17 protein-coding genes are annotated in these 14,273 nt (G+C 71.2%); 12 read left to right on the top strand and 5 right to left on the bottom strand.

Annotation, left to right across the window (positions count from 1 at the left end; translation table 11 throughout):
• Together NFU81_RS12930 and NFU81_RS12925 are read left to right on the top strand one after the other, a co-directional pair.
• Positions 1 to 769 (top strand): RDD family protein (locus tag NFU81_RS12930; RefSeq protein ID WP_251489022.1); only part of this gene is annotated, 769 nt, incomplete at its 5' end.
• A gap of 134 nt (positions 770 to 903) precedes the next feature.
• Positions 904 to 1,488 carry an RDD family protein gene (locus tag NFU81_RS12925; RefSeq protein ID WP_251489020.1) on the top strand — a complete coding sequence of 195 codons (585 nt, stop codon included), beginning with the start codon at positions 904 to 906 and terminating at the stop codon, positions 1,486 to 1,488.
• Positions 1,489 to 1,505: 17 nt separating this feature from the next.
• Here NFU81_RS12925 and NFU81_RS12920 read toward each other — a convergent pair whose 3' ends face one another.
• A complete protein-coding gene (locus NFU81_RS12920; RefSeq protein ID WP_251489018.1) occupies positions 1,506 to 1,796 on the bottom strand; it encodes a hypothetical protein in 291 nt (96 codons plus the stop codon).
• Between the two features lie 311 nt (positions 1,797 to 2,107).
• On the opposite strand from NFU81_RS12920, the gene NFU81_RS12915 reads away from it, so the two are divergent.
• On the top strand, positions 2,108 to 4,525 hold the full coding sequence (locus tag NFU81_RS12915) for an immune inhibitor A domain-containing protein (RefSeq protein ID WP_422665184.1): 2,418 nt from the start codon (positions 2,108 to 2,110) through the stop codon (positions 4,523 to 4,525).
• Positions 4,526 to 4,610: 85 nt separating this feature from the next.
• Entirely contained in the window at positions 4,611 to 4,913 is a 303-nt protein-coding gene (locus NFU81_RS12910) for a hypothetical protein (protein ID WP_251489005.1), read from the top strand.
• A 106-nt stretch (positions 4,914 to 5,019) separates the two neighbouring features.
• Here the strand turns inward: NFU81_RS12910 and NFU81_RS12905 are convergent, their stop codons facing one another.
• The 4 genes from NFU81_RS12905 to NFU81_RS12890 form a co-directional block, all read right to left on the bottom strand.
• Positions 5,020 to 5,622 carry an SMI1/KNR4 family protein gene (locus NFU81_RS12905; RefSeq protein WP_251488997.1) on the bottom strand — a complete coding sequence of 201 codons (603 nt, stop codon included), beginning with the start codon at positions 5,620 to 5,622 and terminating at the stop codon, positions 5,020 to 5,022.
• 32 nt (positions 5,623 to 5,654) lie between these two features.
• A protein-coding gene (locus NFU81_RS12900) for an IS5 family transposase (RefSeq protein ID WP_251489089.1) occupies positions 5,655 to 6,535 on the bottom strand; the annotation gives its coding sequence in 2 pieces (ribosomal slippage) (positions 5,655 to 6,175 and positions 6,175 to 6,535; 882 coding nt in all).
• A 75-nt stretch (positions 6,536 to 6,610) separates the two neighbouring features.
• Positions 6,611 to 7,186, bottom strand: a complete 576-nt coding sequence (locus NFU81_RS12895) for an isochorismatase family protein (RefSeq protein WP_251488995.1) — start codon at positions 7,184 to 7,186, stop codon at positions 6,611 to 6,613.
• Between the two features lie 112 nt (positions 7,187 to 7,298).
• Complete coding sequence (locus NFU81_RS12890) at positions 7,299 to 8,618, bottom strand: nicotinate phosphoribosyltransferase (RefSeq protein WP_251488993.1); 1,320 nt, start codon at positions 8,616 to 8,618, stop codon at positions 7,299 to 7,301.
• A gap of 155 nt (positions 8,619 to 8,773) precedes the next feature.
• Here NFU81_RS12890 and clpS point away from each other — a divergent pair, with 155 nt between their 5' ends.
• From clpS to NFU81_RS12855, 8 genes are all read left to right on the top strand, one after another.
• Positions 8,774 to 9,094 carry an ATP-dependent Clp protease adapter ClpS gene (gene clpS, locus NFU81_RS12885; RefSeq protein WP_251488991.1) on the top strand — a complete coding sequence of 107 codons (321 nt, stop codon included), beginning with the start codon at positions 8,774 to 8,776 and terminating at the stop codon, positions 9,092 to 9,094.
• Entirely contained in the window at positions 9,094 to 9,657 is a 564-nt protein-coding gene (locus NFU81_RS12880) for a DUF2017 domain-containing protein (RefSeq protein ID WP_251488989.1), read from the top strand. Before clpS ends, NFU81_RS12880 begins: the two co-directional genes overlap by 1 nt.
• Positions 9,658 to 9,729: 72 nt before the next feature.
• Entirely contained in the window at positions 9,730 to 11,205 is a 1,476-nt protein-coding gene (locus tag NFU81_RS12875; protein WP_251488988.1) for an amino acid permease, read from the top strand.
• A 62-nt stretch (positions 11,206 to 11,267) separates the two neighbouring features.
• Positions 11,268 to 11,678, top strand: a complete 411-nt coding sequence (locus NFU81_RS12870) for a M67 family metallopeptidase (protein ID WP_251488986.1) — start codon at positions 11,268 to 11,270, stop codon at positions 11,676 to 11,678.
• A 59-nt stretch (positions 11,679 to 11,737) separates the two neighbouring features.
• Entirely contained in the window at positions 11,738 to 11,842 is a 105-nt protein-coding gene (locus tag NFU81_RS41100; RefSeq protein WP_340188947.1) for a putative leader peptide, read from the top strand.
• Between the two features lie 140 nt (positions 11,843 to 11,982).
• Entirely contained in the window at positions 11,983 to 12,261 is a 279-nt protein-coding gene (locus tag NFU81_RS12865; protein WP_251488985.1) for a MoaD/ThiS family protein, read from the top strand.
• Positions 12,261 to 13,211 carry a PLP-dependent cysteine synthase family protein gene (locus NFU81_RS12860; protein ID WP_251488983.1) on the top strand — a complete coding sequence of 317 codons (951 nt, stop codon included), beginning with the start codon at positions 12,261 to 12,263 and terminating at the stop codon, positions 13,209 to 13,211. The genes NFU81_RS12865 and NFU81_RS12860 overlap by 1 nt, the downstream gene beginning before the upstream one ends.
• 297 nt (positions 13,212 to 13,508) lie before the next feature.
• Positions 13,509 to 14,261: an MBL fold metallo-hydrolase gene (locus NFU81_RS12855; RefSeq protein WP_251488981.1), complete on the top strand. Its 753-nt coding sequence runs from the start codon at positions 13,509 to 13,511 to the stop codon at positions 14,259 to 14,261.
• Positions 14,262 to 14,273 lie beyond the last annotated feature (12 nt).

The raw sequence follows: 14,273 nt of genomic DNA, 5'->3' as shown, positions 1-14,273 counted from the left end.
GGCCTGGCCCCGGCCGGCCGCGGCCGGCAGCGAGCTGCCGCCGATCTCGTGGGGGGCGCCGCCGGAGGCCGAGCAGCGGCCGGCGCCGTACCAGCAGCCGAGGGTCACCCCGCAGCCCCGGGCGCCGGAGCCGCCGCGCCTGTCGCAGCCGGCCCCGCACGGCGAACCCTCCGTGCCCGCGCAGCCCGCACCCTGGGCCGAGCAGGTGCACGAGCTGGCCCGGGAGGGCGCCGTCACCCCCTGGCGCCCGGTCGCCGACGACCCGTTCGGCAGCGCCCGCGCGCAGGAGCGGCCGGGCGGGCTGACGCGGCGGTTCGCCGCCCGGGTGGTGGACACGGTGCTGTTCGCCGCGGTCACCGGGGCGGCGGCGCTGCCGCTGGGCTCCGCGGCGTACCACCACGCCAAGGACAAGGTGGACGCGGCGAAGCTGACCGGGGAGACGGTCAAGGTGTGGCTGCTCGACGCCACGACCGGGGCGGAGCTGGCGGCGGTGGCCGTGGTGGCGGTCCTGGCCGGGGTTCTGCTCGAAGTGCTGCCCACCGCCCGGTGGGGACGCACGCTCGGCAAGAAGCTGGTCGGGCTCCAGGTCCTCGACATCGAGGCCCAGCAGCCGCCCGGCTTCGGCGCGAGCCTGCGCCGCTGGCTCACCCGCTCCGTCCTGAACCTCCTCGTGGTCGGCGTCCTCGGCGTGGCCTGGTGCATCTTCGACCGCCCGTGGCGCCAGGGCTGGCACGACAAGGCGTCCCGCACCTTCGTGGCGTCCGCCTAGCCCTTCCCGCTGGTCCCACCTGCCGGCCCTCCCCGCGCTCCTGAAAGACGCTCACCCCGCGTACCAGGGGGCCGGGTCGCCCGGATGGATCTTGGCAGCGGGCGGGTGGCGCGTTGCCGGGATTGACTCGGTGTATGACCAGTGATCAGACGCCGCCCCCGGGGAACCCGTACGGGAGCCCGCCCCCGGGCGGCGGGAATCCGTACGGGAGTCCGCCGCCGGGCGGGGGGAGTCCATACGACCCGGGCCACGGCTTCGGCGGCGGCGGCCAGGACCCGATGGCCGGCATGCCCCCGCTGGCCGCCCCGGGCAGGAGGGTGCTGGCCCGGATCATCGACCTGATCATCGTGCTGGTCCCGGCGGGCCTGCTGGACTGGGCGGCCGGCGGTGTGCAGGGCAACGACTTCAGCTACGGCCGGTCGGCCATCGGCGGGGTGTTCACCGCCGGGCTCGGCTTCCTCTACGAGTGGTACATGACCAAGGCCGACGGCCGGACGGTCGGCAAGAAGCTGATGGGCCTGCGGGCGGCGATGCTGTCCGACGGCAGCGTGCCGCCGCAGAACTCCGCCGCGGCCCGCGCCGCGATCCTGTGGCTTCCGGCCTTCTGCTGCAGCTGCTTCTGGTTCCTGATCATCGGGATCACCGTGCTGTTCGACAAGCCGTACAAGCAGGGGCTGCACGAGAAGGCGGCCAAGACCGTAGTCGTGACCGCCGTCTGATGGCCCGCACCAGGGGTTCAGCGCCGGAGCGAGCGCTCACGCTCCCTGGTCGCGCCGCCGGCGACGCGGGAGCGCGGGACCGGGACCGCCGCCGGGGGAAGCGGGGCCGGGCCGAGCGAGGCGCGGCGGCGTGCTGCCGCCGGCGCGGTCAGGCACACCGCGACGAGCAGCCCGAGCAGCAGACCGCCGGCGGCCACGGCGACGACCGCGGCGCCGGACCGTACGTCGGCCAGCAGCAGGGTGGCGAGGGTGAACAGGACAACGGTCAGGGAACCGTAGGCAAGTTGCGGGGTCGTCGGACGTGGCATCGGGGGAACCGTCCTCGGGTACGTCGAAGCGGGGGCACGCTGACGGGTGGCTCCTGTTCGGCATGCCCGGGGCGAACGCTTGGTAAGCATCACCTAACCCGCGGTGCGGTGCACGAGGGGGCGCACGGGGTCGCACGCGCGTCCGGTTGCCTCTGCGTGACCGTACCGCCCTGGCGCGTACGGAGTCTGATGTCCGGTCAGCGGAGTCGTAAAACCGGTAAACGTACTGTCCTGCCATGCCCAAGTCAAGGTCTGTTTTTTCCCCGGCCACTCCGATGCAATGGCCTTTCCCAAGGGGAGGTCAAGTAATCTTGAAACATCAGCGGAGGATCACCCAACCCGCCGCCCTGGCCCTGGCAGTCGCCGTCCTGGGCGTGCTTCCGACCGCCACCGCGGCGGGCGCGTACGCGGCGACGCCGGACCGCGCGCCCGGCACCGTGCCCGCGGCCACCGCCCACGACCCGGCGGAGAGCCAGGCGCACGACCTGCCGGGCCCGTTCAGCAAGCAGCAGGAGGCGGAGCGCTCCGCTGCCCTGCAGCAGGTGGTCGCCGGGCAGGCGACCGTCCAGCAGATCGGCGCCTCCAAGGTCGTCCAGCTGGGTTCGGGCAAGGGCAAGAAGAGCAAGTACGTCGAGCTGGGCCGGGAGAAGACCGACAAGATCTTCACCATCCTCGCCGAGTTCGGCGACCAGGTGGACACCACCACCACGTACGACCCGGACGGCCCGGACGGCCCCGAGGCCCCGGTGACCAAGTACGGCGGCACGGCAGGCCCGGCGCACAACACGATCGCCCAGCCGGACCCGGCCAGTGACAACAGCACCGCCTGGCAGGCCGACTACAACCAGCAGCACTTCAAGGACCTCTACTTCTCGCACACGGCGGGCCAGGACTCGCTGGCCACCTACTACGAGAAGCAGTCCTCGGGCCGTTACTCGGTCGACGGCGAGGTCTCCGCCTGGGTCAAGGTGCCCTGGAACGAGGCCCGTTACGGCGCGAACTACTGCGGCAGCACCATCTGCGCCAGCGCCTGGGACCTGATCCGCGACGCCACCACGGCCTATGTCGCCGACCAGAAGGCGCAGGGCCGCACCGACGCCCAGGTCAAGGCGGACCTGGCGCAGTACGACCAGTGGGACCGCTACGACTTCGACGGCGACGGCAACTTCAACGAGCCCGACGGCTACATCGACCACTTCCAGATCGTCCACGCGGGCGAGGACGAGTCGGCCGGCGGCGGCGTGCAGGCCACCGACGCGCTGTGGGCGCACCGCTGGTACGCCTACGGCACCGACGCGGGCCGTACCGGACCGGCCGACAACAAGGCCGGCGGCACCCAGATCGGAACCACCGGCATCTGGGTCGGCGACTACACCCTCCAGCCGGAGAACGGCGGCCTCGGCGTCTTCGCGCACGAGTACGGCCACGACCTCGGCCTGCCCGACGAGTACGACACCACGTACATCGGCGAGAACAACACCGCCTTCTGGACGCTGATGTCGTCCGGTTCGTGGATGGGCACCGGCAAGAACGCCATCGGTGACCGCCCCGACGACATGAACGCCTGGGACAAGCTGCAGCTGGGCTGGCTCAACTACGGCACGGCCAAGGCCGCGACGCGCTCCACCACCAAGCTGGGCGTGGCCGAGTACAACACCAAGGACAAGCAGGCGCTGATCGTCACGCTGCCGGACAAGTCCGTCACCACGACGATCACCGCGCCCGCCGAGGGCAGCAAGCAGTGGTGGTCGGGCAGCGGTGACAACCTGTCCAACACCCTGACGCGCTCGGTGGACCTCACGGGCAAGTCGTCGGCGTCGCTCACCCTCAAGGGGTGGTGGGACATCGAGGAGAACTACGACTACCTCTACACCGAGGTCTCCGCGGACGGCGGCGCCAGCTGGACCGCGCTGGACGGCACCGCGAACGGCAAGTCGCTGCCCAGGGACGGCGGCGACGCCCCGGCGCTGACCGGCACCAGCGGTGCGTACGAGGACCTGGCCTTCCCGCTCGACGCCTACGCGGGCAAGCAGATCCAGCTGCGCTTCCGCTACCTCACCGACGGCGGCGTGGCCCAGAAGGGCTTCACCGGCGACGCGATCACCGTGACCGCCGACGGCGCCGCAGTGGTCACCGACGGTGCGGAGACCGACGACAACGGGTGGACGGCCAAGGGCTTCACCCGGATCGGCGCGTCGTTCACCAACGACTACCCCGAGTTCTACATCGCGGAGAACCGGCAGTACGTCAGCTTCGACCAGACGCTGAAGACCGGCCCGTACAACTTCGGCTGGCTCAACAGCAAGCCCAAGCAGGTCGAGCACTTCGCCTACCAGAACGGACTGCTCGTGTGGCTCTGGGACACCTCGCAGGCCGACAACAACGTCGGTGTGCACCCGGGTGCCGGTGAGATCCTGCCGGTGGACGCCCACGCCAAGCCGGAGAAGTGGTCGAACGGCTCGGTGATGCGCAACCGCATCCAGGCCTACGACTCGACCTTCAGCTGGTACCCGACGCAGGGCTTCACCCTGCACAGCAACGGGGTCGCCGCCACGGTCGGCGCGAAGCTCGGCTCGCCGGTCTTCGACGACCACTCCGGCACCTACTGGTACGACAGCAACCCGTACGGCAGCGTGCAGGTGCCCGACACCAACACCCGGATCACCATCGTGGCGGAGCCGCTGGACGGCAGCACGATGACGGTCCAGGTCGGCCCCTCGCACCGCTGACGTAATCTGCGGTACGACCTGCGGTAATGCTGCGTTCGGCCGTCGCCTGCTGGTGGGCGGCGGCCGGACCGCGGATGATGTGACCATGGCGGTCGGAGGCTTCACCAAGCTGCCGAGCGGAACGGTCGTGGTGGCCCTCGCGCTGTCGCACCCTGCCGACCCGGCACACACGGTACGGGTCGTGGTGCACGCCCTGAACCGGCAGCGGGCGCTGACCCGGCTCAGCAACCTGGGCTTCCGCGGCACCCGCCTGACCGGCAACGCCGAGCCGCCCACCCCGGACGAGATCACCGCGGTGCTGCATCACCCGGACGGCCTCATCTGGCGCGACTACCACGCCAGGTCCTCGGACCCCTGGCACCCCATCTCGACCCTGAACCGGGTCTAGGTCCTGTCCGGCGGATCTTGTGGGTGGCGTCTGGTCGGCTCGTTGTGTCCGGTGTGGGGCGGGGTGACTGTCGAAAACCATGATCCGCCGGATCGGGGCCGTCGGGTCAGACTGGCTCCCAGCTCGATGGAATCCGGTTCTGGTCTCGAATGTCCTCCCAGGACAGCCAGCCGTTAGCGACCCCGGGCAGCCGGATGCCCCAGGCCTGCCCTCCGTGGAGCTGGTCGGCCACACTCTCGATCCACTCGGCGAACGTGTCGCCCGATTCCTCCGGCTCGGTGAACTCGCCAGCATGGACATTCCACCCCAGCTGACCGGTCGGAACATCGATGAAGTTCCACAGAGCGGGCTCATCCGTTGCCGTCGCACACGCGGGAACCCACGGACGCGGACCCATCTCCTCGACTTCGAGGATGGGCGACAGCGCGATGAAATGACACCGGACCGAATCCATCGGAGGGAACACGTCATAGCCCCTGAGGATCTCCAGGCGTTCAGGACCGCTGCCGCTGCCTCCGGCCCGGAGAGACCACAACGCCATCAACTCCTGCGGCAGTTTTCCGAGGGCGGCCTCCGCCGCCGCGATCTCGGACGGCTCGGCGGGACCGGGCAGCATCGCGTACGACCGCGGCGCACGCACCCGCAGCCACTCCTCAATGCGCATCCAGGCGGCTATTGTCCGTTCCGCACGAGACGGGTCGTCGTCCATGGCCTGATGTTACAAGGGCCTGGTCTGGCGGATCACGGTCGAAGCCATAGGCGGATCGCTGCGGTGGTGACGGTGCCGTGGAAGACATAGGCCCGTTTGTCGTAGCGGGTTGCCACGGCTCGGGAGTTCTTGAGCCGGTTGATGGTCCGCTCGACTTCGTTGCGGCGCTTGTAGACCTCCTTGTCGAAGTCAGTGGGCCGGCCGCCGTTGCTGCCGCGTCTCTTGCGGCTGGCCCGCTGGTTCTTCGGTTCAGGGATGGTGTGCTTGATGTGGCGTCTTCGCAGGTAACGGCGGTTGCGGCGTGAGCTGTATGCCTTGTCGGCGCTGACGTGATCGGGACGTTCGCGCGGTCGGCCGCCCTGCGGACGGGGAACGCGGACGCGTTCGAGGACCGCGATCATCTGTGGGGCGTCGCCCCACTCGCCAGGCGTGAGCAGGAAGGCCATGGGGTGGCATCCGCCTTCACCTGCGAGGTGGATTTTGCTGGTCAGACCGCCCCGGGACCGTCCGAGCGCCTCGTCGGGGCGGTGGTGCCGGGGCGTCGCCCTTTTTCCGGTATACGCGGCTTGCCCTTCCGGGCTCCGGCCGCGTGCTGGTGGGCACGGCAGGACGTCGAGTCGACGCTGACCATGCTCCAGTCGATCCGGCCCGCGAGGTCCGCGTCGGCCTGGACGGCACGCAGGACTCGGTCCCACGTGCCGTCCGCCGACCAACGGCGGTGCCGCTCATAGACGGTCTTCCAACTGCCGAAACGCTCGGGAAGATCCCGCCACGGTATGCCCGTGCGCACACGGAACAAGACCCCGTTGATTACCCTGCGGTGGTCGCTCCACCGGCCGCCACGCTGCCCGATCGCCGGCAAGTGCGGCTCCAGCCGACCCCACTCAGTATTCGTCAGATCACCTCGCCCCACACCGGCCACAACGAGCCGACTATCCGCAAGTCACAAGATCCGCCGGACAGGCCCTAGCGCCTGCGGCCTGCCGCCCTAGCCCTCGATGAGCTCGACGCCCGCGGCCCGCATCTCGCCGAGCGCGCGCTCGGTGGTCGGCGCGGAGACCCCCGCGGTCAGGGCGAGCAGGACGCGGGTCGTGAAGCCCTCCCTGGCCGCGTCCAGGGCCGTGGCGCGGACGCAGTGGTCGGTGGCGATGCCCACCACGTCCACCTCGGCGACGCCGCGCTGCCGCAGCCAGTCCGCGAGGCCCGAGCCGTTCTCGTCCCGGCCCTCGAAGCCGCTGTACGCCGCCGCGTAGGCGCCCTTGTCGAAGACCGCGTCCACCGCGCCTGAGGCCACCGCGGGGGCGAAGTTCGGGTGGAACCCGACGCCCTCGGTCCCCGCCACGCAGTGCACGGGCCAGGAGGTGACGAAGTCCGGGTCCGCGGAGAAGTGGTCCCCCGGGTCGATGTGGTGGTCGCGGGTGGCCACCACGTGCCGGTAGCTGCCGGCCGCCTCCCCGATCAGGTCGGTGACCGCGGCGGCCACGTCCGCCCCTCCGGCAACCGCGAGGCTGCCTCCCTCGCAGAAGTCGTTCTGCACGTCGACGACGATCAGTGCGCGGTGCATTTTGCCCTTCCAGGGGATGTTCCAGGGGATGTGCGGATACGGCCCGAGCGTAGGGATTCTCCCGCGGCCCGGGAAGCCCCGCACCTTCGCGGATGCCGGGGCGCACCCGCGGCTACAGCAGCTCCGTCGGCAGGACGGGCTCGCCGCGGGAGAGCTGGGTGGCCGACAGGGGCAGGCCGGCGAGGGCCTCGATGTGGCGCAGCCGCGCGGCCTCCAGGGGCTCGCGGCCGACGGTCTCGCCGCCGCGCACGAGCGGCACCAGGAGCTGCTGGTCGACCAGGTCGGCGGGGATCGGCCCGCTGCCGATGACCTCCGCCTCGGCGACGCCGTCCTCGTCCACCCGCCGGGCGGCCCACTTGCGGCCGCCGATGCTGGTCTTGCCGCCCACCGACTTCTTCGCCACCGGCACCAGCTCCCCGTCGTCGCCCGCGCGGGCGACCAGCTTGTAGACCATCGCGCAGGTCGGCTGCCCGCTGCCGGTGACCAGCGACGTACCGACCCCGTAGGAGTCGACCGGCGCCGCGGCAAGCGACGCGATCGCGTACTCGTCCAGGTCCGACGTCACCACGATCTTGGTCTTCTCGGCCCCCAGGTCGTCCAGCTGCTGGCGCACCCGGTGGGCGAGCAGCAGCAGGTCGCCCGAGTCGATGCGGACCGCGCCCAGCTCGGGTCCCGCGATGTCGACGGCGGCCCGCACCGCGGTCGCCACGTCATAGGTGTCGACCAGCAGGGTGGTGCCGCGGCCCAGGGACTCGACCTGGGCGGTGAAGGCGTCGCGCTCGGTGTCGTGCACCAGGGTGAAGGCGTGCGCGCTGGTGCCGACGGTGGGGATGCCGTAGCGGAAGCCGGCCGCGAGGTTGGAGGAGGTGCGGAAACCGCCGACGTACGCGGCCCTGGACGCGGCGACCGCCGCCAGTTCGTGGGTGCGCCGGGCGCCCATCTCCACCAGCGGGCGGCCGCCGGCGGCCGCCGCCATCCGGGAGGCGGCCGCCGCGATGGCCGAGTCGTGGTTGAGGATCGACAGGACCACCGTCTCCAGCACGACCGCCTCGGCGAAGGTGCCCTCGACCCGCAGGATCGGCGAGCCGGGGAAGTAGACCTCGCCCTCGGGGTAGCCCCAGATGTCGCCGCTGAAGCGGTAGCCGGCCAGCCATTCCAGGGTCGCGTCGTCGACGACGTGCTCGCGCCGCAGGAAGTCCAGGACGGGCGCGTCGAAGCGGAAGTTCTCCACAGCGTCGAGCACCCGCCCGGTGCCGGCCACGACGCCGTAGCGGCGGCCCTCGGGCAGCCGGCGGGTGAAGGCCTCGAAGACCGAGCGGCGCTGTGCCGCACCGCTGCGCAGCGCCGCCTGCAGCATGGTCAGCTCGTAGCGGTCGGTGAAAAGCGCGGTGGAGGGCACGTCCACCGGCAGTCCCAGCTCTGCTGTGCTCATGACCCGGATGCTACCCCCTATCTCGTCAGACTGACGAGATGTCGGGGGTGTGCGCGCCCTCACACCGCGCGAAGGCTTCCGGTACGCCTCTCGGCCCAACCGGCGGCACCCTTGCGAGCACGTCCATTTGTGCGAGACCCCACAAGAGCGGCAGCATGGAACCTGTGAGTGTCGCCCCTGTCGAGCCTGTCGAGACCGAACTGCCCGAGTCGAGCGGATCGCCTTCCGCGGTCCCCGAGCCGGACGTTCCGTGGGTGACGATCGTGCACAACGACCCGGTCAACCTCATGAGCTACGTGACGTACGTCTTTCAGGCGTACTTCGGCTACTCGAAGGACAAGGCCACCAAACTCATGCAGGACGTCCACCACAAGGGCAGGGCCGTGGTCTCCAGCGGCACCCGCGAAGAGATGGAGCGCGACGTGCAGGCCATGCACGGCTACGGACTGTGGGCGACCCTTTCGCAGGACCGCTGATGGCGGGCGAGCGGGGCCGGTCCGGCTCCTTCTGGGCGGTCGAGGGCGGCGGTGCGGCCATCGAGCTGGACCAGGGCGAGATCTCCATCCTGCGCTCCCTGGTCGTGCAGCTGCTCGAACTGGTCGGCCCGGGACCCGGCGCCGCCGACGCGGACGCCGACCCGCTGGCCGAGCTGTTCGCCGAGGGTCCGAGCAAGCCGCCGGACGACCCGGCGCTGGCCAGGCTGTTCCCGGACGCCTACGAGGAGAAGGCGGACGCCTCGGAGTTCCGCCGCTTCACCGAGAACGACCTGCGGGCGCGCAAGCGCGACGACGCCCTGTCCGTGGTGCGCTGCCTGGACCGCGGCGGCCCGGTGCTCGACCTGACGTCCGAGGAGTCCCGGCAGTGGCTGGGCACCTTCAACGACCTGCGGCTGACCATCGGCGCCTACCTGGACATCACCGAGGACGACGACAACGGCCTCTACCACCTGCCCGACGACGACGAGCGCAAGCCGATGGTGGTCGCCTACCTGTGGCTCGGCGCGCTCCAGGAGTCACTGGTCGAGACCCTGATGCCGTAGGGCGTCCCGCCCCGCCCCTCGGGTGGCGCAGCCGGGATTTCGGTGCCGCGCCCGCGTGGTACGAATCCGGGCATGACGGACGTGAAGGGCGCGACGCCCGAAACCGGCCCCGACGAGGACTACCAGCGCGGCCTCGGCAGCCGGCAGATCCAGATGATCGCGATCGGCGGCGCGATCGGCACCGGGCTCTTCCTCGGCGCGGGCCGCGCCATCCACCAGGCGGGGCCCAGCCTGATCCTGATGTACGCCGTCGCCGGGGTCGCGGTCTTCGCGATCATGCGGGCACTGGGCGAACTGCTCACCTACCGCCCGGTGTCGGGCTCCTTCGCCGACTACGCCCGCGAGTTCCTCGGCCCGTTCGCCGGCTACGTCACCGGCTGGACGTACTGGCTGATGTGGGTCGTCACCGGCATGGCCGAGGTGACCGCGGCCGCCACCTACCTGCAGTACTGGTGGCCGCAGGTCCCGCAGTGGACTGCGGCGGCCGGCTTCCTGCTGGTGCTCTTCGCGGCCAACCTGATCTCGGTGAAGCTCTTCGGCGAGGTCGAGTTCTGGCTGTCGATGATCAAGGTCACCGCGATCCTCGGGATGATCCTGATCGGCGTCGGGGTGCTGACGCTCGGGCTGTCCGCGGCCGGTGACACCGCGTCGGTCGGCCACCTGTGGCAGGACGGCGGCTTCTTCCCCAACGGCGTCGGCCGCTCGCTGCTGACGCTGCAGATCGTGATGTTCGCCTACGTCGCGGTCGAACTGGTCGGGGTGACCGCGGGGGAGGCGCAGAACCCGCGCGAGACCCTGCCCAAGGCCATCAACACCCTGCCGTGGCGCATCGTGCTGTTCTACGTCGGCGCGCTGACGGTGATCCTCTGCGTGGTGTCCTGGACCGAATTCCGGCCCGGCGTCAGCCCGTTCGTGGCCGCCTTCGAGAAGATCGGCATCCCCTTCGGCGCCGGCATCGTCAACTTCGTGGTCCTGTCCGCCGCCCTGTCGTCGTGCAACTCCGGGATGTACTCCACCGGCCGGATGCTGCGCGACCTCGCCGTCAACGGCCAGGGGCCGAAGGTCTTCGGCCGGCTGACCGGCCGCCGCACCCCGGCGGCCGGCATCCTCGTCTCGGTCGCCGTGATGGGCATCGGGGTGTGGCTCAACTACGTCGACCCGGCAGGCGCGTTCACCTACATCACCGCCTTCGCCACGGTCGCCGGGGTGTGGACCTGGGGCGTCATCCTCGGCTCGCACATCCGCTACCGGGCCGCGGTGCGCGCCGGACGCGCCGCCCCCGCCTGGTTCACCGCGCCCGGCGGCGCCGCGGCCAGCTGGGCGGCGCTGGGCTTCCTGGCGGCCGTCGTGGTGCTGATCGGCGCCGACGGCGAGGCCCGGATCTCGCTGTACGGCGTCCCGGTGTGGTTCGCCGTGCTCGCGGTCGGCTACCGGGTGCTCAAGCGGCGCAACCCGGCCGCCTTCGCCCGCCGCGCCCACGTGCCGCCGGAGCCGGCCGGCGCCCTCCCGGGCAGCGCGCAGACCGCGCCGGACGCCGCCGCGCTGTGAGGCGGGCGTGAGGGGTGGCGGTGCCCTGCGGCGGCCGCGGGCGCCCCTGTTACTTTTCCCGCATGCTGACCATCACCCAGGAGCTGTACGACGCGATCGTGGCCCACGCCCGCGCCGACCACCCCGACGAGGCCTGCGGCATCGTGGCGGGGCCGGAGGGCAGCGGCCGCCCCGAGCGGTTCATCCCGATGCTGAACGCGGCCCGCTCGCCGACCTTCTACGAGTTCGACTCCACCGACCTGCTCAGGCTCTACCGCGACCTGGACGACCGGGACGAGGAGCCGGTGATCGTCTACCACTCGCACACCGCGACCGAGGCGTACCCCTCGCGTACCGACATCAGCTACGCCAACGAACCCGGTGCCCACTACGTCCTGGTGTCCACCGCCGAGGACTTCCAGTTCCGCTCGTTCCGCATCGTGGACGGTGCCGTCACGGAAGAACCGGTCAAAGTAGTGGCTTCGTACGCCTGACGTCCCGGATACCGAGACGGGCGACTCGGCCCGGTTCGGGGAATCGATACGATGAGCCCATGGTTTCCTCCGACGTGAGCGACAAGGCGCCGGGCATGCTGCTCGTGGCGCGGCTGCACGTCGACCTGTGCCGCCGTACCAGCGCGGCGTGTCCGCGCGCCTGACCGCACCACGGCAGTACCGCATCCGCGGGCGGCCCCGCCCGCCACGGCCCGCACAGCACCGCAGCCCCGCCCCGCGTCACGTACGCAACCGAGTACGCGCACGCCCCGCCCCGCACCCACGCACTCACTGGAGCGCAGACATGGCCATCGAGGTCCGCATCCCGACCATCCTCCGCACCTACACCGACGGCGAGAAGTCGGTCCAAGGCGCGGGCAGCACGCTCGACGAGCTGCTCACCGACCTCGACAGCCGGCACGCGGGCCTGCGCGGGCGGGTCGTCGACGGCGGCGGCCTGCGCCGCTTCGTCAACGTCTACCTCAACGACGAGGACGTCCGCTTCCTCGACGGCATCGCCACCAAGGTCGCCGACGGCGACAGCGTGACGATCCTGCCCGCCGTCGCCGGAGGCATGGCCTGATGCGCTACGACAGCCCGCTGGCGGCGGTCGGCAACACCCCGCTGGTCCGCCTGCCGCGCCTGTCACCGTCCGACGCCGTGAGCGTCTGGGCGAAGCTGGAGGACCGCAACCCCACGGGTTCGGTCAAGGACCGCCCCGCCCTCCACATGGTCGAGCAGGCCGAGGCGGAGGGGCGGCTCACCCCCGGCTGCACCATCCTGGAGCCGACCTCGGGCAACACCGGCATCTCGCTGGCGATGGCCGCCCGGCTCAAGGGCTACCGCATCGTCTGCGTCATGCCGGAGAACACCTCCTCCGAGCGCCGCGAACTGCTCACCATGTGGGGCGCCGAGATCATCTCCTCGCCGGCGGCCGGCGGCTCCAACACCGCCGTGCGGGTCGCCAAGGAGCTGGCCGCCGAGCACCCCGACTGGGTGATGCTCTACCAGTACGGCAACCCCGCCAACGCCGGTGCGCACTACGCCACCACAGGACCGGAGATCCTGGCCGACCTGCCGACGATCACCCACTTCGTCGCGGGCCTGGGCACCACCGGCACCCTCATGGGCGTCGGCCGCTACCTGCGCGAGAAGGTCCCCGGCGTCGCCATCGTCGCCGCGGAGCCGCGCTACGACGACCTGGTCTACGGGCTGCGCAACCTCGACGAGGGCTTCGTGCCCGAGCTGTACGACGAGTCCGTGCTCACCACCCGCTACTCGGTCGGCTCGCAGGACGCGGTCCGCCGCACCCGCGAACTGCTCCAGCAGGAGGGCATCTTCGCCGGCGTCTCCACCGGCGCCGCCCTGCACGCGGCCCTGGGCGTCGCCGCCAAGGCCGACAAGGCCGGCGAGCGGGCCGACGTCGTCTTCGTCGTCGCCGACGGCGGCTGGAAGTACCTGTCGACCGGCATCTACACCGCACCGAGCACCGAGGCCGCGGTGGCCGCGCTGCACGGCCAGCTCTGGGCCTGAGCCCCGGGCCGCCCGAGCCGCGGCCCGCACCCCACGAACGCCGGACGGGCGGGTGTCCCGTCCGGCGTATCGCCGTTCTTTTACCTTCCGCAGCCGATCACAAATCGCCAAGTGCGGCCGTACGGGACGTAAAAGACCCCCCGGACTGGTGATTCCGCCCACAACGGGGCGCCGTGGAGGCCCAGCACGCCGCCTCCCGCTTTACCCTCGCAAGACACGGCGGACAGCTTTCCGCCAATCCCCCCACCCCGCGCGGAATGGGGTGAATGCGGCGTGTCCACGGAGGTGTTTCCGGAAATGAAGCTCACCGTCGTCGGCTGCTCGGGGTCGTTCCCGTCCGCGGACTCGGCTTGCTCGAGCTATCTCGTCGAGGCCGACGGCTTCCGGCTGCTGATCGACATGGGCAACGGCGCCCTGGGCGAACTGCAGCGCCACTGCGGGCTCTACGACCTGGACGCGGTCGTGCTGAGCCATCTGCACGCCGACCACTGCATCGACATGTGCGGCTACTTCGTGGCCCGCTACTACCGGCACGACGGCGGCCCGGCCGCCGCGATCCCGGTGTACGGCCCGGCCGGCACCGAACGCCGGCTGAACATCGCCTACGGGGACGTCCCCGACGAGAAGTGCATGAGCGAGGTCTTCGACTTCCGCACCCTGCGCCCGGGCACCTTCCGGCTCGGCCCCTTCGACGTCAGCACCGACCTGGTCAGCCACCCCGTCGAGGCCTACGGCTTCCGGCTCGGCTACCAGGGCCGCACCCTCACGTACTCCGGCGACACCGGCCCCTGCGACGCGCTGGACACCCTTGCCCGGGGCGCGGACCTCTTCCTGTGCGAGGCGTCCTTCACGGCCGGCAAGGAGGACATCCCCGAGTTGCACCTCAACGGCCGCGAGGCCGGCCAGATCGCCGCCCGCGCCGGCGCCTCCCGGCTCGTCCTGACCCACATCCCGCCCTGGACCAGCCCCGCGGCCAACCTCCGCGACGCCCAGGACGCCTTCGACGGCCCGGTGGAACTGGCGAAGGCGGGCGCGGTCTACGAGCTGTAGACCGGGCGCCCG

It is taken from the genome of Actinacidiphila cocklensis, assembly GCF_907177275.1.
Lineage (GTDB): Bacteria > Actinomycetota > Actinomycetes > Streptomycetales > Streptomycetaceae > Actinacidiphila > Actinacidiphila cocklensis.
This window is presented reverse-complemented; position numbering and strand designations above follow the sequence as displayed.